The 18,920-nt window shown below is 43.2% G+C and carries 15 protein-coding genes, 2 tRNA genes and 1 riboswitch (1 of these 18 only partly in view); of the genes, 3 read left to right on the top strand and 14 right to left on the bottom strand.

Annotation, left to right across the window (positions count from 1 at the left end; all coding sequences use genetic code 11):
- From Q0L00_RS13520 to Q0L00_RS13510, 3 genes are all read left to right on the top strand, one after another.
- Positions 1–53: transfer RNA gene (locus tag Q0L00_RS13520), tRNA-Glu, on the top strand; it begins 119 nt to the left of the window's first position.
- 81 nt (positions 54–134) lie between these two features.
- Positions 135–206 (top strand) — tRNA-Glu (locus Q0L00_RS13515).
- A gap of 195 nt (positions 207–401) precedes the next feature.
- Entirely contained in the window at positions 402–3,803 is a 3,402-nt protein-coding gene (locus tag Q0L00_RS13510; protein ID WP_297337413.1) for a HEAT repeat domain-containing protein, read from the top strand.
- A gap of 81 nt (positions 3,804–3,884) precedes the next feature.
- On the opposite strand, the gene Q0L00_RS13505 is transcribed toward Q0L00_RS13510, so the two are convergent.
- The 14 genes from Q0L00_RS13505 to Q0L00_RS13440 form a co-directional block, all read right to left on the bottom strand.
- A complete protein-coding gene (locus Q0L00_RS13505) occupies positions 3,885–5,351 on the bottom strand; it encodes a hypothetical protein (protein WP_297337412.1) in 1,467 nt (488 codons plus the stop codon).
- Positions 5,352–5,363: 12 nt separating this feature from the next.
- On the bottom strand, positions 5,364–8,252 hold the full coding sequence (locus tag Q0L00_RS13500) for a carboxypeptidase-like regulatory domain-containing protein (protein ID WP_297337411.1): 2,889 nt from the start codon (positions 8,250–8,252) through the stop codon (positions 5,364–5,366).
- Positions 8,253–8,570: 318 nt separating this feature from the next.
- Positions 8,571–8,909 carry a gliding motility protein GldC gene (gene gldC / locus Q0L00_RS13495; RefSeq protein WP_297337410.1) on the bottom strand — a complete coding sequence of 113 codons (339 nt, stop codon included), beginning with the start codon at positions 8,907–8,909 and terminating at the stop codon, positions 8,571–8,573.
- 59 nt (positions 8,910–8,968) lie between these two features.
- Positions 8,969–9,628 (bottom strand): 3-oxoacid CoA-transferase subunit B, encoded by a 660-nt coding sequence (locus tag Q0L00_RS13490; RefSeq protein WP_297337409.1) that lies wholly within the window; start codon positions 9,626–9,628, stop codon positions 8,969–8,971.
- A 24-nt stretch (positions 9,629–9,652) separates the two neighbouring features.
- Positions 9,653–10,348, bottom strand: coding sequence for a CoA transferase subunit A (locus tag Q0L00_RS13485; RefSeq protein ID WP_297337408.1), 696 nt, complete (start codon positions 10,346–10,348; stop codon positions 9,653–9,655).
- A gap of 10 nt (positions 10,349–10,358) precedes the next feature.
- Positions 10,359–11,282, bottom strand: a complete 924-nt coding sequence (locus Q0L00_RS13480) for a bifunctional riboflavin kinase/FAD synthetase (protein ID WP_297337407.1) — start codon at positions 11,280–11,282, stop codon at positions 10,359–10,361.
- Positions 11,269–11,958, bottom strand: a complete 690-nt coding sequence (gene truB / locus Q0L00_RS13475) for a tRNA pseudouridine(55) synthase TruB (protein WP_297337406.1) — start codon at positions 11,956–11,958, stop codon at positions 11,269–11,271. Before truB ends, Q0L00_RS13480 begins: the two co-directional genes overlap by 14 nt.
- Before the next feature lie 14 nt (positions 11,959–11,972).
- Entirely contained in the window at positions 11,973–12,185 is a 213-nt protein-coding gene (locus tag Q0L00_RS13470; RefSeq protein ID WP_297337405.1) for a DUF3098 domain-containing protein, read from the bottom strand.
- A 2-nt stretch (positions 12,186–12,187) separates the two neighbouring features.
- The gene (locus Q0L00_RS13465) at positions 12,188–13,078 is read right to left on the bottom strand and encodes a permease-like cell division protein FtsX (RefSeq protein WP_297337404.1); all 891 of its coding nucleotides are present in this window, start codon (positions 13,076–13,078) and stop codon (positions 12,188–12,190) included.
- 51 nt (positions 13,079–13,129) lie between these two features.
- The gene (gene pdeM / locus Q0L00_RS13460; RefSeq protein WP_297337403.1) at positions 13,130–13,789 is read right to left on the bottom strand and encodes a ligase-associated DNA damage response endonuclease PdeM; all 660 of its coding nucleotides are present in this window, start codon (positions 13,787–13,789) and stop codon (positions 13,130–13,132) included.
- A gap of 144 nt (positions 13,790–13,933) precedes the next feature.
- Entirely contained in the window at positions 13,934–14,986 is a 1,053-nt protein-coding gene (gene metX, locus Q0L00_RS13455; RefSeq protein ID WP_297337402.1) for a homoserine O-acetyltransferase, read from the bottom strand.
- 7 nt (positions 14,987–14,993) lie between these two features.
- Positions 14,994–16,301, bottom strand: coding sequence for an O-acetylhomoserine aminocarboxypropyltransferase/cysteine synthase (locus tag Q0L00_RS13450; protein ID WP_297337401.1), 1,308 nt, complete (start codon positions 16,299–16,301; stop codon positions 14,994–14,996).
- Positions 16,302–16,461: 160 nt separating this feature from the next.
- A riboswitch (SAM riboswitch) is annotated at positions 16,462–16,570 on the bottom strand.
- 83 nt (positions 16,571–16,653) lie between these two features.
- The gene (can, locus tag Q0L00_RS13445; RefSeq protein WP_297337400.1) at positions 16,654–17,307 is read right to left on the bottom strand and encodes a carbonate dehydratase; all 654 of its coding nucleotides are present in this window, start codon (positions 17,305–17,307) and stop codon (positions 16,654–16,656) included.
- The gene (locus Q0L00_RS13440; protein WP_297337399.1) at positions 17,304–18,848 is read right to left on the bottom strand and encodes a SulP family inorganic anion transporter; all 1,545 of its coding nucleotides are present in this window, start codon (positions 18,846–18,848) and stop codon (positions 17,304–17,306) included. The genes can and Q0L00_RS13440 overlap by 4 nt, the downstream gene beginning before the upstream one ends.
- Positions 18,849–18,920 lie beyond the last annotated feature (72 nt).

Here is an 18,920-nt window from a genome sequence, read left to right as displayed (position 1 = left end):
TAGGACGCATCCCTTTCACGGATGAAACACGGGTTCGATTCCCGTACGGACTACTTAGTTCAAAGATTTAGCCCAACTTAGGTAAACGTACCTAATGAGTTAAAGCTGTTTTGAAATGATTTTTAGTACCCCATGGTCCGTTCGTCTAGGGGTTAGGACGCATCCCTTTCACGGATGAAACACGGGTTCGATTCCCGTACGGACTACTCAATGAGCAGTCAATTCGACTGTTCAAGGTCATTTTTGTTTTATGGTTGTTAGTGGTTAAAGTGAACAAAATCCCGGCTTCTGGTCGGGATTTTTGTTTTTAAGCTAGGTTGATTTTTTGATTTATATGAATGGGTTTAAGACTTTTTTAAAAATGGTTATTTTGCCAATTGAAACAATACCCTCAAAAACCTATGCACCTTCCTAAAATTAGCTGCATTCCTGTAGCAATTCTGGCATTTTCGCTTTTATCCTGCCAGAATGAACCGACGGACCTCCGAATCAAAACCTTTGAAAAATCTGAGTTAGAAGAACAGGCCGAAAACGCCCGCTCGCAAATTAATCCGGTCTTAAAACCGGGGTTAAAATTATCTGCCTGGGGAGTGGATTCCCTGGTTTACGATCCGATTTCCATCCACATAACCGATCAAGGAGATCTTTTTTATTCCCGGACCAATCGGCAGAAAAACTCCGAATTTGATATTCGAGGACACCAGGATTGGGAAATTCGTTCCATCAGTCTTCAAAGTATTGAGGATAAACGGGAATTTCTTCGATCTGAACTTTCTGCTGAACGAAGCCAATTTAATACCTGGCTAGCAGACTTAAATGGAGACGGTTCGCATGATTGGCGGGATATGACCGTAGAAAAGGAGCAAATATTTAAGCTTCGCGATACGGATGGCGATGGACTTGCGGATTTTTCACAGCTCGTTGTGGAAGATTTCAATGACGAAGTCACTGATGTGGCCGGTGCGGTGATGATGGGAGAGGATGCCCTGTTTGTAGGGGTTGGCCCTGATATGTGGAGACTGGAAGATAGGAATGGGGATGGGGTTATGGACCATAAAGAATCCATTTCACATGGCTATGGAATTCATATTGGATTTGGAGCTCATGGCATGTCTGGCTTGGAAATGGGACCGGATGGTCGTGTGTATTGGGGAATCGGTGATATCGGATTCAATGGCAAGGGACCAGATGGAAAAGCCTGGAAATACCCCAATAGAGGGGTTATCGCACGAGCGAATCCAGACGGTTCCGATTTTGAAATTTATGCCATGGGGGTGAGAAATACCCATGAGTTTGTCTTTGACGCTTACAATAATTTGATTTCTGTGGATAATGATGGAGATCATGCAGGAGAAAAAGAACGTTTAGTCTATCTGACCAATGGCTCAGATTCGGGCTGGAGAATCAATTGGCAATTTGGAAAATACCGGGACCCGGATAACAATACCTACAAAGTTTGGATGGACGAAAAGCTCTTTACTCCACGATGGGAAGAGCAGGCCGCTTTTATAACCCCGCCGATTGCCAACTATGTTTCTGGCCCTACCGGAATGGTCTATAACCCTGGATCCGGTCTGGGACCACAGTGGAAGGATCATTTTTTTATTGTTGAATTCGTGGGAAATGCCGCTAACTCGGGAATCCATGCATTTACCCTTGAACCCAAAGGAGCAAGTTTTGAACTCAAGTCAACTGAGCGGATTATTTCAGGAGTGTTACCTACCGGAATGGATTTCGGGCCCGACGGCAAGCTTTACTTTGCCGATTGGGTGGATGGTTGGGGCACCAAAAACTATGGACGGATCTGGAAACTAGAAGATGAGCAAGCCCAGGGTTGGGAATTGCAGACTAATTCCGAGCAGGAGCTGAAAGCCGATTATTCGAGTTTATCCCCTGCAGACCTGAAGTCGAAACTTTACCATGAGGACCTCCGAGTTCGCAGAAAAGGACAATTTGAATTGGCCAAACGAAAAAAAGAAGGATTGGAAATTTTTAAGGAAGTATTGGCTGATGAAAAAAATTTATTTGCCCGAATTCATTCCATTGTAGGCATTAGCCAAATTGCGCGGATGGATGACATCAATGATGCAGATGCTTTGGTTTCTTATTTAAACGACAAGGATCCTGAAATTCGTGCTCAAGCAGCCAAATGGCTTGGAGATATTCGCTATGCCAAGGCTGGCGATGCATTAATTGAAAATTTATCCGATGATCATGCCCGAGTTCAGTTTTTTGCCGCTGAGGCCTTAGGAAGAACAGGTGAAGCGAAAGCTACAGAGGCCTTGATCGATTTGCTGGCTGAAAACAATGACCAAGATGCCTATTTGCGTCATGCGGCAAGTTTGGCACTGGCTCGTATAGGGGATCAATCCAAGTTAGGAAATCTCTCCGAACATGAATCCCCGGCCGTTCGAATGGGAGCGGTGATTGCCTTGAGGAGATTGGAAAGCCCAGAATTGGCCAAATTTCTCCATGATGAAAATGAATTAATTGTCACTGAAGCCGCTAGAGCGATTCACGATGATTTTTCAGTAGCAGGTGCAATGCCTCAGCTGGCGGGCCTTTTGAATACCACTCGGTTTACCAACGAGCCTTTGATGAGAAGAATACTTAGTGCAAACCAGCGATTAGGGGGTGAACAGCAGCTCAATGAAGTGTTGGCTTTTATGGCCAAAGCTCAAGTTCCGGAAGCAATGAAATTGGAGGCATTGGCTATAATTGGTACTTGGAGCAATCCTTCTGTGGTGGATCGGGTAGATGGACGGTATCGTGGTCCTGTGGAGCGCGACGGAAGTCTTATCCGGGATAGAAGCCTGCCCGGTTTGACTGCGGCACTTTCCAATGGAAATGCTGAAATCCGGAAAGCTGCTGCAAAATCTTTAGGAAAACTCAAGGCAATCAATGCATCAGACCAGCTCTTAACCCAGGTGAAAACAGACCCCAATGCCGAGGTAAAAGTTGAGGCATTACAGGCCTTGAAAACGATGAATGCTGAAAATTTGGGTGATGCGATCACCTCTGCGATGAATGATTCAAATCAGCAGGTCCGTGTAGGGGGATTGGCATTGCTTTCGGAAACTAGCTTACCAAAGGAACAAAAAGTCACGCTACTCATGGATATCATACAAAAGCGAACCAATCCTGAGAAACAACGGGCCCTATTGAGTCTTGGAGATGTGGAAGGGTCGGGCCAACTTTCGGAATGGGAATCCATTTTTGCTGATTTTGAAAGTGGCAATTTGCCATCCGCTACCTGGATAGAGTTGGAAGAAGCTTTGGAAAAAACCGGTTCGGAAGAACTTCAAGCCAAATTTGAAGAGCTATTAGCTCAAAAAGCTGGGGACCAGGAATGGAAGAAATATGAAGGAGCGCTGGCAGAGGGCAGTGTTCGGGCAGGAAGAAGTATCTTTTTTCAAAATCAAACTGCGCAATGTATTCGCTGCCATGCCTATGATGATATGGGAGGGAATGCAGGACCAAGGCTGAATGGAGTGGCTAAAAAATTGAGTCGGAAGGAACTTTTGATTGCCTTGGTTGATCCCAGTGCCAGACTTGCTCCGGGATATGGGTTTGTCAGCCTCAAGTTGGAAAACGGAGAACAAGTTAATGGAACTTTGATGGAAGAAAATGAGGATTCGGTGACCGTAAAAGTCGGTTCCGATCCGGAAAAGGCTTATAAAAGTTCGGAAATTACGGAAAAGAAAATTGCAGCTTCCAGTATGCCTACGCTCGCTGGAAGGCTGAGCAAACGTGAAATTCGGGATTTGGTGAGCTTTCTCAGTACGCTGGCCGAAGAACATTAAGCCAGTAAAAAAGATGGAAAGTGTAAAAGAGAAAGCCACTCATGGAGTGGCTTTCTCTTTTAAGATTGGTGGTCATTTTAATTATTGAATCGGAAGATCATTTCCTACCACGGAATTGGGGTTGAGTAGGGGGATGGTGGATCCCCATTTGGCGTTGATTGCTTGGATAAATTCGTTGGTAACAAATGCATGCGCTCGTCCATTTGGATGAATTCCATCCACTGAGAAACCTCCATTTGGGGGCACAATGCTGGCGGTTAAGGCTTGCCCTCCTGCATTCACTTGTCCGGCAAGTACGCGATCAAGCAGGTCATTCACATCGACTAAAACCAAACGATCTGAATTATTCTGGACTGCGACATTAATGATGCTATTGAAGGCCTCTATGGAGTTTTGAATTTGGGTTTGTTCACTGGGAGTCAATACAAAAGAATCTTCAACCGGAAAACTTACTCCTCGGATGGCTTGTGGATTGTCATTTACCGGTTGTCCCAGGGCTTGGGATAGGGTAAGGGTTGCTTTATCGGAACTGTTGCTTTGACGAATGGAAGGCAAGCCAAATTGAGTAAGATCGGTTAATGCTTCATCAGTGATCAAAAAGCCATTTAGGCCAGCCTGAAATTCGATTGTCCTCAAAGCTCTTTCTTCCGCCGAAATTGCTCCCATCGCCTCCAATTGCACAAGTCCTCCATTGTATTGGGCAAAATTACTGTTGACAAAAGTTGCCGTTTGTTCATCCAAAGGTAAGGCATTCCAAGGAACGAGATTGAAGTAAGGCAATACATTCAAATTTGGAATATTAGCTACTGCTCCTTTAGCTTCTGGAGAGGCCTGTAACAGGGTTCCAAGAATTGCGGTAAATCGTCCTGTAAACTCTTCTTCAGCGGTTAGAATTGAGGGATTTGAAGCACCACTGATGGCATAGCCTAATACATCACTACTTCCTAACCAAAGGGTGAAGAAGGTACCTCCATTAGCCAAAGCTGCTGCCGCATCACCAAGCGGGGTAGAGGTTCCTGGGTTTGAAGCAAATCGTGCATAAAGAGGATTATAAGCAAGGTTTTGAGGCACATTAGGACCTCCTGTTTGAGGAATCAAGGCCAATCCCAAAGTTAAATTGGGTACAGAGAAATTGTTCAAAACGGTCTTATCACCCGTAAATGGAGCGGGTAGCTCCCCGGATCCAATAGGGGCTGGAGCAGTAGTGCCATTGGAGGTTCGAAGGATTAATCTTCCCAATGGGATATTATTGGGACCAAAACCGAAGAACCCATTTTCAGAATTGATATCAGGAATAGTAAATTCTCCCCCGTTGATTGCTTTCATTTGTTCGGCGAGTTGGACGGCAAAGGAATTGCGTTGCCCCCTGTTGTATAAAGCTCCGTCCATAAATCCAGCTGCGATTCCGTCGCCTAATACGATCATTTTACTGAAGTCAGCAGTTCCTGAGGTGGGTTCTACCAGGGGAGTTTCAGGGAATTCATAGGTACAGGCGGTAGCCACGGTGAATAGGGCAATCCGTGAGATATAATTTTTGAGATTTTTCATAGGTTGGAAATTTTATCTAAACAACTCATCAAACGTGATCGATAAGTAATAAATAGATCCAATGGTAGGACCTCCGAAATTGAGGAAGTATCGATTATTGAGGATATTTGATCCCCCCAATTTAAAGATTGACTTCATTGAAGAAACTCGATAGCTGATCTGAGCATCTACCGTAGTCACTGCAGGCACATCTCCTCTTGCAAAAGAGGATTCCCATCGGAATGCCGATTGGGTTCGCAGCGCTACATTAAAGCCCAAATTATCGGTAACCTTTCGATTGCCAAAAGTGAGGTTTCCTTTATGTTCAGGCGTATTGAAATCATTCAAAAAACCTTCGGAAGGTGCGGTCAGCAGTTTGTTGAAATTGTAATTTCCCGAAAGGACAAAGTTTTTTGGAAGGTTGAACGTAAGTCCCAATGCTGCCCCATGGGCTCTCACGTTTGATCCGGTAAAATTGGTATAGGTTTGAAAGGTGTTCTCATTCCCCGGTGTCGTAATTGGGGTAAGTAGGGAAGGAGCATTGACCGCATTGATTGCCAGTTGGTCTCCGTTAGCAGGAACTGGGAATATGGGTCCAGGAGCCTTTCTTACTGCATTTTGGGTGATAAAATCACTGTAGATATTGTAGTAATAGGCAAAATCAACCAAAATATTGTTAGAGTTGAGCAAACTCTTATAGCCGATTTCAATGGATCGGACTTGCTCAGGTCTTAAAGCCGGAAAATCTTCTTCACTGGCTGGCTTTAATGCTGAAGTAGCCGCTGGATCAACCGGGCTCAATCCCGAACCTACTCGGGCCACATATTCTTCGACCGAGGCAAGCGTAAAGGCATTGGTGAAGATGTCGTATTTCTCTCTGTAAAAGGGTAAACCGCCGATGAGCCGTGCAGAAACCACATTCAAATCAATGTGCTGTCCTTGCGTAGTGGGCATTCGAAAACCGGTTTGATAGGATAACCTGAAATTGTGATTGTTCTGAGTGAACACACCAGAAATCCGGGGACTGAATTGCCCCTCAAAGTTTTCATTTTTATCGTATCGAAGCGAACCAGTTAATTTCAACTGCTCATTGAGTACCTTTTTTCCTGCCTGAGCAAAAGCTCCATATTCTGAGATCGTGATATCATTTCCCTCTACATCGGCGAATATGGTCCCATTGGACCGCAATTCATAGACTCGGTAGGATCCACCGACCTGAAGGTCAATAAAATCAATTTCATTTTTGAAATCATACTGACCTTCTGACATATACATTCTGGATTGATCATTGAACAGTGATCCGGCAGGAATGAACCCAGCTCTGACCTCTCTCGACGCCTGTTCAAATTCAGGGGTACCGGGCATAATCCGACCCGTATCAGCTGCGCCTCTGGCAAAACCGTGCGCATTGGCTTGCTGCTGTGGAGATCCGAATGCTCCGGGAGCCACTCCCTGTTGGGCCAGCGCAGCCATGTAAGCGATGGTATATTCCCCAAACCAATTGGTGTTACTCTTCCATTTTTCGTTGATATTCACGCCGGTCAAATCTGCGATGTAGGAGTCACCAGAATTTTCTCGGGTAGTGTATGCTCTCAAAAAGTAATTATCCCCGCGCAACTCAAGTTTATGCTGGCTAATTTCAAAATTTCTCAACGAATACCGTTGGGCTCCGGTATAGACAGAGGTTCCGGATCCATAGTTTAGCGTATAGGATAATTCGGAGCGATCGTTGATGCGATAGTGGAATCCAGTATTGAACTTATAGTTTTTAGCACCGTAGTCCACTAAATGACGTTCGTCATAGCCTGTTCTAGAAACAATCTGATCAGGAATGCTATTAATATATCCTCCTAAGCCCAATTGGTTGGCGGCAGCTTGAATTGCTCCTACATTTCTTAGTAATCCAATGTTATTGGCTACTTCGTCACCGAAGACATGAACTCGGTTAGCGCCGGGATTGAAGGGGAGTTCTCCTTGTAAGCTTGGATTTAAATCAGTCTGATCGGTGCCGTACCAATCGGTTGCTTCCATAAATGAAGCATTCAGCTTAAAAGCAAATTTATTATTAAACGCTTTGGCATATCGGATGGAACCTTCAAACATCGGCTGAGGACTGCTGGGTTCTCCATTCTGCCCTCCAAAGTGGTTGAAGCCCTGCTTATAAAAAGCACTGAATCCTTGATACTCAAACGGACTTTTGCTGTTCACGAGCAGAATTCCGTTAAATGCATTTGGGCCATAGAGTGCCGATGCGGAACCGGGGATAAATTCCACGCTTTCCACATCCAATTCAGAGGGGCCATTGAGATTACCAATCGGGAAGTTCAAGGCGGGAGCTTGGGTATCCATTCCATCTGTCAATTGGACGAAGCGGGTATTACCGGTGGAATTAAATCCCCGAGCATTCACAATTTGGAAATTGATAGAGGAGCTGGTGACATCTACTCCTTTGAGGTTAGCGATGGCTTTATAATAGGTATCTGAAGGGGTTTCCCTGATGGCCAGTACGTCCATCTTTTCGATAGAAACCGGGGACTGAAGAATGTTTTCCTCCACCCGTGAGGCAGAGATGACTACTTCCTGTCCTAGCATGGTTTGCTCGCTGAGTTCGAGGTTAAGTCCAGTGGTGTTTGGGTTTGTGATCTCCACTTCTTTGGCGGCATATCCGACCATGGAAAAAACCAAGATAAAGGGTGGAGCCTGATTGACTTTTAGGGAGAAATTTCCGTCCAGGTCCGTAATTGTTCCAATTACTTTTCCCTTCACGATAATATTCACTCCGACTAATGTTTCTTTGTTATCCGCATCGATGACTTTACCTGAGATGGTGGTAGTTTGGGCGAAAACTCCACACCATCCCAAGGAAACCAACAGCGTCAGCGTTGCTACTGTACTCCTGATTTTTTGAGTAAATGTGCTCATAGGCTAATTGAGGGTTTATAAAATTTACGTTACAGAAACTAGGGTGATCCTGTATATCCGCCGAAATTTATGCGAAAAACTGAATAAACAAGGCACTTAAAGTATTTTAAATTGGTAGAAAACGGGGATACTTTTGGTGGGACGAAGGAAACTTACCCAAGCTTCTGAAAACAATTAAAAAATCAGTAATAATTATTGATGAAAATTGATTTGGAATTAGGATTTATTAAAAAATCCTAAAAAAGATAGGTTAAATATGGTCATAAAAAAAAGGATATGATTGAGGTCATATCCTTCCCTTTTTTGTTTTAGATCAAGTCAAGATTTTGCATTTTCTTCATTGACATGCCTGACCAATCGATCGCAGAGATCTTTCATTTCTTCGGACATGTATTCATCACCTGTACTGGTCAAAATCGTTTGTGCCATTCCCCCGATCACATCAATGTAAAATCGCTTCATTTCTGCCACCGACATTTCCTCTGTCCAAAGGTCAATGCGTAGGGTACTTTGATTGAGATTATCCCAAACATTTAGACTGATGCTTTTTGTGCTTTCAAGTCCTTCACCTTCTTTGTCTGTGGCACTCCAGGTAATATTTTTGGGAAGGTTGTTTTGGTCAACCTGGACTTTAAATTGAATTTCAGATTCTTTCATTTTTGAAAATTTTCAGTGTAACCTGCGGAACTTCATCTCAGTTCCCCAAATCGAATTCTTTAGAGGGTCATTTCAGGGATTTCTCCTTCGATTAGCAATTTACCTGCGGTTTTATCGCGGATTTCTTCCACACTTACTCCCGGAGCCCGTTCTTTTAATACAAAACCCCCTCCGGATGGATTAATTTCCAACACTGCCAAATCAGTCACAATTTTTTTCACACAGCGAATTCCGGTTATCGGCAGGGTGCATTCAGGCAAAAGTTTGGAAGAACCATCTCGGGATACATGCTGCATGGCCACAATGATATTTTCGGCAGATGCCACCAAATCCATTGCACCTCCCATTCCTTTGACCATTTTTCCAGGAATTTTCCAGTTGGCAATATCTCCATTCTCGGAAACCTCCATCGCTCCCAGGATTGTTAAGTGAATATGACCGCCTCGAATCATTGCAAATGATTCCGCTGAACTGAAAAGGGCAGAGCCCTTCACTAGGGTAATGGTTTGTTTTCCAGCATTAATCAAGTCAGGGTCGATCGTTTCTTCTGTTGGAAATGGACCAATCCCCAGCAGTCCATTTTCAGATTGCAAAACAATATCCAAGTCATCTGGAATATAATTGGCAACCAAAGTGGGAATTCCAATTCCCAGATTAATGTATTGTCCGTTCTTGACTTCTTTGGCTATTCGTTGGGCTATTTGTTCCTTAGTGAGCATTTTACTTTAGTTTGGGTGAAAAAATCATGGAGTTATTGTACGCTGTTCAATCCGCTTTTGGTAATCTTTCCCCTGGAAAATCCGTTGCACATAGATGCCGGGGGTATGGATTTGATTGGGGTCCAACTCGCCAGCAGGAACTAATTCCTCTACTTCGGCGATACAAATCTTTCCGGCCGCTGCCATCATCGGGTTGAAATTTCTGGCCGTACCTTTGTAAATCAAATTCCCCGCAGTGTCACCCTTCCAAGCCTTGACCAAGGAGAAATCAGCTCTTAGCCAAGATTCCAACAAGTACTTTTTTCCTTCAAATTCCCTAACCTCTTTGCCTTCTGCCACTTCAGTACCTACTCCTGCCGGAGTAAAAAATGCGGGAATTCCGGCCCCACCTGCACGGACACGCTCAGCCAGGGTACCCTGAGGAATGAGATCAACCTCCAATTCTCCGCTAAGCAATTGACGCTCGAATTCTGCATTTTCCCCAACATAGCTGGAAATCATTTTTTTGACCATTTTCTTTTTCAAAAGTAATCCGATCCCAAAATCATCTACTCCCGCATTATTGGAGACAATGGTAAGATTATCAATGGGTTTTTCGAGTAGGGCTGTGATGCAATTTTCCGGTATTCCCGAAAGTCCAAATCCTCCCATCATTAAAAATGCACCACTGGGAATATCCAACACGGCTTGGCGAGCATCTTTTACAGTTTTATTGATCATTTTTTTGGGTTTATAGTCGTGATTTTGCTTCCTCCTGATCGATAAGCAATTGTGCTTTAAGACCAGCTAAGTTCTCAAATTTTCGCTCTTCTCTCAAATAAAATTCTAGGTAAATGGTAATCTGCTGATCATAGAGGTTTCCTTGAAAGTCAAATAAATGTGCCTCAACTGTTTTTTTACTTCCATCTACCGTTGGACGGTTTCCAATATTGAGCATCGCATTATACAATTTTCCTAAGACCAGGGCTCGGACGGCATACACTCCGTCTTTGGGAATCAATTTATAATCATTAGGGATGTGGATGTTGGCTGTAGGAAAACCAATGGACCGACCTATTTGCTGCCCTTTGATGACCAAGCCGTTTAATTCATAGGGTCGACCTAAGTATTGATTGGCTGTACTGACCTCACCCGACTCCAAAGCGCGACGGATTTTGGTACTCGAAACCCCAATTGCATCAACGTCTTGCCGGCTGATTTCTTCCAGCTCAAATCCAAACGCGGAACTGTTCTCTTGAAGGTACTCAAAGCTACCTTCCCGATTTTTACCAAAGCGATGATCATAACCGATCACCAATTTCTTGGTTCCGATTTTTTTCTTGATAACCTCTTGGATAAACTGATGAGAAGTCATTTGCGAAAATTCCTTGGTAAACGGAATGGATATCAAATGATCAATTCCAAAATCCCGAAGCAATTTTGCTTTTTCCTCAAAGGTGGACAATAGCCTTAAATTATGCTCTTTTGGGTAAAGGACAAGTCTGGGATGAGGCCAAAAAGTAAGAAGAACCGTTTCTCCGCCAATGGATTTGGCGATTTCTTTTAAGCGAAGAAGTATTTTTTGATGCCCTAAATGAACTCCATCAAAGGTTCCACTGGTCACTACCGGATTGGAGACCGAACCAAACTCCTGAAGTCCTTCATATATTTTCATGGGTATTTCTGGCTTTTAGTTCCTCGATAAGATCAGGGAGTTCTTTTGCATTGGAAAGTAAATGTTCTCCTATCCGCGTACGGCAGAGACTACTCATATAGGCACCTACTCCAAGCAGCTCTCCTAAATCCCGAGCTAGACTTCGAATGTAAGTTCCCTTCGAACAAGAAATTCGAAAGCTGATTTCATCATTTTCAAATTTCAGTAATTCAAATTCCCTTACAAAAACAGATCGCGCCTCCATTTTTACTGTTTTTCCAGCTCTTGCTGATTCATAAACCCGCTTGCCGTCCACTTTGATGGCCGAGTGCATCGGGGGAATTTGCTGAATTTGACCCGTTAGTTTTTCGATGGCTTTTTCAACTTGTTCTTGCGTAATGTGGCTGGGATCGGCGACAAATTGCACTGGTTTTTCCAAATCAAAGGATTCGGTCGTCTCGCCAATTTTAAAGGTTCCGGTATATTCTTTTTCAAGCCCCATAAAGGCATCGATTTGCTTGGTCATCCGACCGGCACAAATAATCAGAAGACCAGTAGCCAAAGGATCCAAGGTCCCTGCATGGCCTACTTTTTTTACTTTTAGTGCATTTCGAATTTTTTTAACCGCATCAAAGGAGGTCCATTCGAATGGCTTATTGACTAAAAAGAATTCACCGTAGGGTTCTTCCTGCATCATACATTAAAAACGCCTTAGGCGTTATCTTCCGTTTTAGCGAAAATCGCATAAAATTCAAAAATAAATCCGGCAAGGGTAACAATCGGTCCGATAGTAAGTCCTAATATCCCTCTGCCATGGGGTTCTGAATCTAACCAGATTAAGGTAAAGCCCAGCAAAATCAAGCCAATACCGATAAACATCAATTTGTAATTTTTTCTAGAAAATGGAAAAGAAGCTTTGCTCATGATTAGTAAAGTTCGTCAAGTGACATGTTCAAATATTTATTGACAGCACGCAAGGTACTAAGGAGTGAAAGAAATCCTCCTACAACAATCAATGAACCGAATAAAAGCAGGAGAAGTTCTTGATTTTGCAACAGCGCAAAGCCCTCAATGGCAGATTGGGTATAGGAAATCAGAATAAATAACACTCCAGAAGCAATCAGTCCAGCAAGCATTCCAAAAATCCAGGAACGAAGCAGAAATGGCTTCCGAATAAATCCTCGGGTAGCGCCAACCAACTGCATCGATCGAATTAAGAAACGTTGGGAAAACAAGGCTAAGCGGATGGTATTGTTAATCAGCATGATGACCGTGATGATCAAAATCAAAATAAAACCGCCCATGACCAAACTTACCTTCAGTAGATTCTTGTTAATTGAATCTACCAGATCTGTCATATACGATACCTCAAATACACCCGGAATAGCTTCCAATTCAAGGGCGATTTCTTCCAGTTGCTCAGCGGTCTGAAACTCTTCCGAAATGGTAATTACAAAACTATCGCGAAGGGGGTTATCCTCCAGAAATTTGGTAAAATCCTCTCCTGTACTCTCTATAAAAGTTTCTGCGGCTTCTGCATTGCTGATAAACCGAAGATTCAAGCTGTCTGCTTTCCGGAGAATGAACGATCGGCTCGACAAATTACTTTCGATCTGATCGATTTGATCCTCACTTAAATTTTTGTCCAGGAAAAGTTGAACCTCAACATTTTCACGAATCATCGAGGTCAGGGTTTTGGCCTGAATCAATATGACTCCAAAAAGCCCTACTATAAACAAGGAAAGGGTGGTACTAAAAAGTACACTTCCAAATTTAAAATGCCCCAGCCGTTTTTTCTTTCGAGGGTAGTTTGCCATAGTCTATCAAAATTCTCATCAAAGCTAACCATCCCCAAGGATTTTGCCAATCTAAAATTCGGAAAGGATTGGGATCACTTTTTTTTCCGTGATTCCGAATATCTGAGCAGTAGGTGTTCTTTCCATTAAGGCCAACCCCGTGAAATTTCCAAAGGCCGGCAAAATCAACTGATTCTTGTCCAAATAAAAACAGGGTATACGTAGGGACTGTCGGGCCAGGCCTTTTAATCCCACGCCGGGATGTAGGTGTCCACATATATTCAATTGATGGGTTGGAATGGACTCCAGCGGCTCATGGGAAAGGGAAAAATTTTTTAAATGCAGGGGCTGTTTGTGAAAAATGATGGGGGAGGAGGCATACACAGATTTGGGTAAAATATCATGATTCCCTTGGATCAAATGAAAGCGAACCGAAGAAAATTGCTGTAAAAATTCCGTTAATAATACCCATTGATCATTCCAGTCACTATGAAATAAATCCCCCAAAAAATAAAAATCTGAAGGGTTGTAGGTTTGGATCAGGTAGGCAAGTTTTTGGAGATCTCGGTGGTGAATCGGTTCGGGAATCGGAATTCCGGATTTTCTAAAATGAGCTGCTTTTCCAAAATGTAAATCAGAAATAAAAAGGCTGTTCAACTCCGAAATCCAAAGTGCCTTTTCGGTTAATAGGGTTAATTCTGTCTGTTGATGAAGAAGTTGAATACGGTTCAATTGTTTGAATAGTTTTACTTGATAACCAGTCCAAAACTAATCAGAATTATAGAATCAATAAGCTACAAGGGATGAATCTACGACACGTTGCTTCTAGCTTTGGGGTTTTATTGGGTCTACCACGGAAGGAACCTGAACGGCTCGCTAAGATTGCTCCAAATAGAAGGATTGAATTAAATAACTAAGTTGCTCAAATTCAATTAAAAAGGCATCGTGTCCGGCAGTGGAACGAATTTCTTTGTAAGTGCCCCTAGGTACTTTTGCGCTGATCATTTGGGATTCTTCCGGCAAGAATAAGAGATCGGTATTTACTCCTACAGCCAAAACTTTAGCTTGAATTTTGCCCAGTACAGATTCCAATCCACCTCTGCCACGACCCAAATCATGGCTATCCATAGCTTTGGAAAGGGTCCAATAAGACAGGGCATTGAATCGCTTTCCTAGTTTTTGGCCTTGGTACCTGAGGTAAGAAGAAGCTTTGAATCCGTCCAATTTTTCTTCCGATTCTGCCTGTTTTCGCTTTAAGTCTTCAGGATGACGGTAGCTAAGCATAGCGATCGCTCGAGCCGTTTCCAACCCTTTCAGCCCGGCATCTTTGGATTTTTCCCCCCAGGTGCAATCCGCCTCGATAGCCATTCGTTGGGTTTCGTTAAACCCAATAGTCCAGGGAGACGTCTTGGCCGTTGAAGCTAAAACAATGGCATTTTTAAGTTTTTTCCCCAGCGTAAAACTCCATTCCAAGGCCACTTGGCCTCCCAATGATCCTCCGATCAAGGTATGGATATTTTCCACCTTTAAATGCTTTCGTAAGAGCTCTAAACTAGCGGCTAAATCCCGTGGAGTGAGGTGGGGGAAATCATAAAAATAAGGTTCTCCGGTTGCTGGATTCTCAGAAAGCGGACTCGTGGAACCATAACATGATCCCGGCAGATTAGCACAAATGATGAAATAATCCGCCGGGTCATAAAACTTATCTTCTCCAATCAATCCACCCCACCATTCTGTGACTTTGGCATCCCCAGTTAAGGCATGAATTACCCAAATCACATTGCTCCGCTCACCATTTAAGTTTCCAATTGTGGTATAGGCCAATTCGAGTTGAGGAAGGGTTTCTCCTGATTCTAATGGAAGGGGATCAGGAGAAAGGAAAACTTGTTCAGACATGGAAATCGTTGCAAATTGACTTTGGAGATTCATTTAAAGATTAAGAAATATGTTGAAAAGCCTGTTCAAAATCCCCTTTGATGTCCTCGATATGCTCAATGCCAAGAGAAACACGGAGTAAGGTGGGAGTCACGCCCGCTGCCACTTGCTCAGCATCGCTCAATTGCTGATGGGTAGTTGCTGCAGGTTGAATGATCAAGGTTTTAGCATCCCCAACATTAGCCAGGTGAGAGACGAGCTTTAAGCTATTGATAAAGGCCGAGGTTTTCGCCTTATCTCCCGTTAACTCAAAACTCAAGACGCCCCCAAAACCGTTTTTAAGGTATTTTTTGGCTAGGGTGTGATACGGTGAACTAGCAAGGCCAGGATAATTTACTTTTTGTACCTGGGGATGAGTCTCTAGCCAATGGGCTAATTGAAGTGCATTGTCAACGGTTCGTTGAACGCGAAGAGAAAGTGTTTCAACTCCTTGAAGCAGCAAGAATGAATTGAAAGGACTGATTGCAGGTCCGAAATCCCGCAATCCCTCGACCCTGGCTCGAATGGCAAAAGCGATATTGGGTAGCCCTAGCGGATTTCCCTCACCGAAAACTTCCCAGAACTTTAGTCCATGATACCCTTCTGATGGTTCTGAAAACTGTGGGTATTTTCCATTACCCCAATTAAAATTACCCCCATCCACAATGATGCCACCGACCGAGGTTCCATGACCACCGATCCATTTGGTGGCAGAAGAAGTTACGATTGCCGCACCATGCTCGATGGGTCTAAATAAGTATCCGCCGGCTCCAAAGGTATTGTCAACCACTAAGGGCAAATTATATTTTTTCGCCAAAGCGGCCAAGGCATCAAAATCAGGAATATTAAACTCTGGGTTTCCGATCGTCTCCAGGTAAATTGCCTTGGTTTTTTCATCAATCAACTTTTCAAAATCTTCGGGATGGTTTCCCTTTGCAAATCGAGCGTGAATGCCGATCCGCTTAAAGGCAACTTTAAACTGATTGTAAGTCCCGCCATAGAGGTAGGGAGTGCTCACAAAATTTTCACCAGCCTGTAGGATATTATTTAAAGCCAAAAATTGAGCGGATTGACCCGATGCAGTCGCAACAGCTGCTACCCCACCTTCAAGGGCAGCGATCCGCTTTTCGAAAACATCCGTGGTCGGATTCATGATCCGGGTGTAGATGTTGCCAAACTCTTTTAATGCAAAAAGATTGGCCCCATGCTCCGCTGAGTTAAAGGTGTATGAGGTCGTCTGATAAATTGGGACTGCACGGGAATTGGTGGCCGTATCCGGTTCTTGTCCGGCGTGGAGTTGGAGGGTTTCAAATCTCAAGTTAGTTGACATAGAAATATTGGTTAAAGGGTTTGAGAAATTAATTTAAATCAATGGCAGAAGAATTCTTTTGGCAACATCTGAAAAGCATAGCAGGATATTCCGGGGATAAAATCAACCAGATATCAGATGGAGGCCAGAAAGGGGAAGGATAAATTTTCATATAGCGAAGAATTTATAGTTCCAAATAAGAAAAGCTTATTTGGCAGGAATTGGCACCTTAGATTTTCTAGGTTGCCAGAGGGTCATCGAGCCTGTCTCTCACCTCTTCTATATAAACCTCGCACTCAAAAAGTGTAAGGATGATGCAAATAACGTAAAGGTGTGCGAATTTTCAAAGCTAATTCACACACCTTATGATGAACTAGGTTAATTTTTTCAATTGTTCTTCATCATATCTGAAAATTGGATTGATATTTTCGATATCAGGCTCAATGGTCAATAGTTCTTTGACCAGCCCATTGTCCAATCCATAAACCCATCCATGAACATGGGGGCCCTTTCGCTCCAGCCAAGCTTTTTGGACTATGGAGGTTTTAAGCAAGTCCGCGCATTGCTCCTGGATGTTTAATTCTACCAATCGATTTACTTTTTCTGTATGATTCTCGATTTGATTTAATTCCTGCTCATAAGTCAAATAGACTTCTTTGATATTTCTGAGCCATTTATTGATCAAGCCTAGGTTATTGTGAGAAATTGCTGCCTCGACCCCTCCACAGCCATAATGACCACAGACAATGATATGCTCCACTTTTAGTACTTCTACTGCATACTGCAGCACGGAAAGTAAATTAAGATCCGTGTGTACAACCATGTTGGCAATATTTCGATGGACAAAAATTTCTCCTGGATCCGTTCCAGTAATTTCATTGGCTGGTACTCGACTGTCAGAGCATCCAATCCATAAAAATTTTGGCTTTTGTTGATGGGCCAATCGGGTAAAAAAATTCTTGTCTTGTTCGGACATTTCCTCCGACCAACTTTTATTCTGTAATAAGAGCTTTTCGTACTGGTTCATAGTGTTTCTTTTATTTTATAATTAAATCCTTCGACCTCGACACTGATATCTCTATCCGAGGAGGTAGCGATGAAATCGTTGAGTAATTCATGGATGTCATGATCGATAAACTTTGCTTTACTGGCATTTAAGATGACCGCACTACCATTGGGAATTTGTCTCAATTGCCGCATCAAAGGAGCCTTGTTTAGAAAAGATACGTCTTTTTGAAGCTTGACCAAATATCGACCGTTTAATTCAGTCACTAAGACCGATTTTTGATAGTTGGTTTTTATCACAAAGAAAACTCCTACCACAATCCCGATTCCTATTCCAGTCAGTAAATCGGTAAACAAAATGGCTACTACCGTCACCAAAAAAGGGATAAATTGATTCTTACCTTTTTGAAATTCATTGATGAAAATCTTCGGTTTAGCCAATTTAAATCCTACCACAAATAGGACAGCTGCCAGGCAACTCAACGGAATGAGGTTTAGAATATTGGCTATGCCCACCACTAGGACCAAAAGCAAAACACCATGCATCACTGCTGATAATTTGGTTTTGGCGCCGGATCCGACATTGGCTGTGGTCCGTACGATAACTGCGGTTACGGGAAGTCCTCCGATTAATCCCGAAATCGTATTTCCGGTTCCTTGAGCCAGAAGTTCTCGTGAAGCTGGTGAAATCCGCTTATAGGGATCCATTTTATCCCCAGCCTCTAGGCTAAGTAAGGTTTCTATACTGGCAATGATAGCAATGGTCACCGCTACTACCCAAAAGTCAGGTGTCCCTACCAAACCAAAGTCCGGGAAGGTGACCAATTTGCCCAAGCCAGAAATGGATTCAACTTCTGGGATGGATACCAAATGCTCACCGCTCAGTTTCCATTCAGGCTTGATTATTCCATATAGTTGATTGATTAAAATGCCTGAAATCACCGCCCAAAGTGCTCCGGGAACCAAACCTAGGATTCGATGATTTTTGATTTTGGGTCGTTCAAAAAAAAGAATCAATGCTAAAGCGATCAAAACTATGGGAATGGCCCCTGGACTGAAGTATTGGATCGCATACCAAATCTCTGAAAAGGTGTTTTGATTGTCCATTTGATTAAATGCCATGTCCCCCATTTGGTCTTTATCCCATCCCAAAGCATGAGGAATCTGCTTGAGGATAAGAATCAATCCAATGGCAGTCAGCATTCCTTTAATTACCGAGTTTGGGAAATAGTAACCCAGGACTCCAGCTTTCAAATACCCAAGAATAAGCTGAATTATACCCGCTGCTACAACTGCGGCAAGAAATAATTCAAAAGTCCCTAAGGTAGAAATGGCATCCAAGACAATTACGGTCAAACCTGCTGCCGGTCCACTCACACTCACATGTGAACCGGAAAGTGAGCCTACCACGATGCCGCCAATTATACCCGCAATTAAGCCTGACATCGGCGGAGCACCACTGGCCACTGCTATTCCTAGGCATAAAGGCAAGGCGACTAAAAATACTACTAAACTCGCTTTGAGGTCATATTTGATATTGTCTCCGAGAAGGGTGGTTTTCATAGATTAGCTTTGGGTTTGATCAAGTATAATAAAACACTTTATCAAAAATAAGCTATTCTTATGAAAGGAAAC

Source organism: Algoriphagus sp., assembly GCF_024305035.1.
Classification (GTDB): Bacteria; Bacteroidota; Bacteroidia; order Cytophagales; family Cyclobacteriaceae; genus Algoriphagus.
This window is presented reverse-complemented; position numbering and strand designations above follow the sequence as displayed.

Coding starts and splice junctions, on each gene's coding strand:
- Q0L00_RS13510 (WP_297337413.1), top strand. CDS start 402: ATGCACCTTCCTAAAATTAGCTGCATTCCTGTAGCAATTCTGGCATTT.
- Q0L00_RS13490 (WP_297337409.1), bottom strand. CDS start 9,628: ATGCTCACTAAGGAACAAATAGCCCAACGAATAGCCAAAGAAGTCAAG.
- Q0L00_RS13500 (WP_297337411.1), bottom strand. CDS start 8,252: ATGAGCACATTTACTCAAAAAATCAGGAGTACAGTAGCAACGCTGACG.
- Q0L00_RS13440 (WP_297337399.1), bottom strand. CDS start 18,848: ATGAAAACCACCCTTCTCGGAGACAATATCAAATATGACCTCAAAGCG.
- gldC (WP_297337410.1), bottom strand. CDS start 8,909: ATGAAAGAATCTGAAATTCAATTTAAAGTCCAGGTTGACCAAAACAAC.
- Q0L00_RS13465 (WP_297337404.1), bottom strand. CDS start 13,078: ATGGCAAACTACCCTCGAAAGAAAAAACGGCTGGGGCATTTTAAATTT.
- Q0L00_RS13450 (WP_297337401.1), bottom strand. CDS start 16,301: ATGTCAACTAACTTGAGATTTGAAACCCTCCAACTCCACGCCGGACAA.
- Q0L00_RS13480 (WP_297337407.1), bottom strand. CDS start 11,282: ATGAAAATATATGAAGGACTTCAGGAGTTTGGTTCGGTCTCCAATCCG.
- metX (WP_297337402.1), bottom strand. CDS start 14,986: ATGAATCTCCAAAGTCAATTTGCAACGATTTCCATGTCTGAACAAGTT.
- truB (WP_297337406.1), bottom strand. CDS start 11,958: ATGATGCAGGAAGAACCCTACGGTGAATTCTTTTTAGTCAATAAGCCA.
- can (WP_297337400.1), bottom strand. CDS start 17,307: ATGAACCAGTACGAAAAGCTCTTATTACAGAATAAAAGTTGGTCGGAG.
- Q0L00_RS13470 (WP_297337405.1), bottom strand. CDS start 12,185: ATGAGCAAAGCTTCTTTTCCATTTTCTAGAAAAAATTACAAATTGATG.
- Q0L00_RS13505 (WP_297337412.1), bottom strand. CDS start 5,351: ATGAAAAATCTCAAAAATTATATCTCACGGATTGCCCTATTCACCGTG.
- Q0L00_RS13485 (WP_297337408.1), bottom strand. CDS start 10,348: ATGATCAATAAAACTGTAAAAGATGCTCGCCAAGCCGTGTTGGATATT.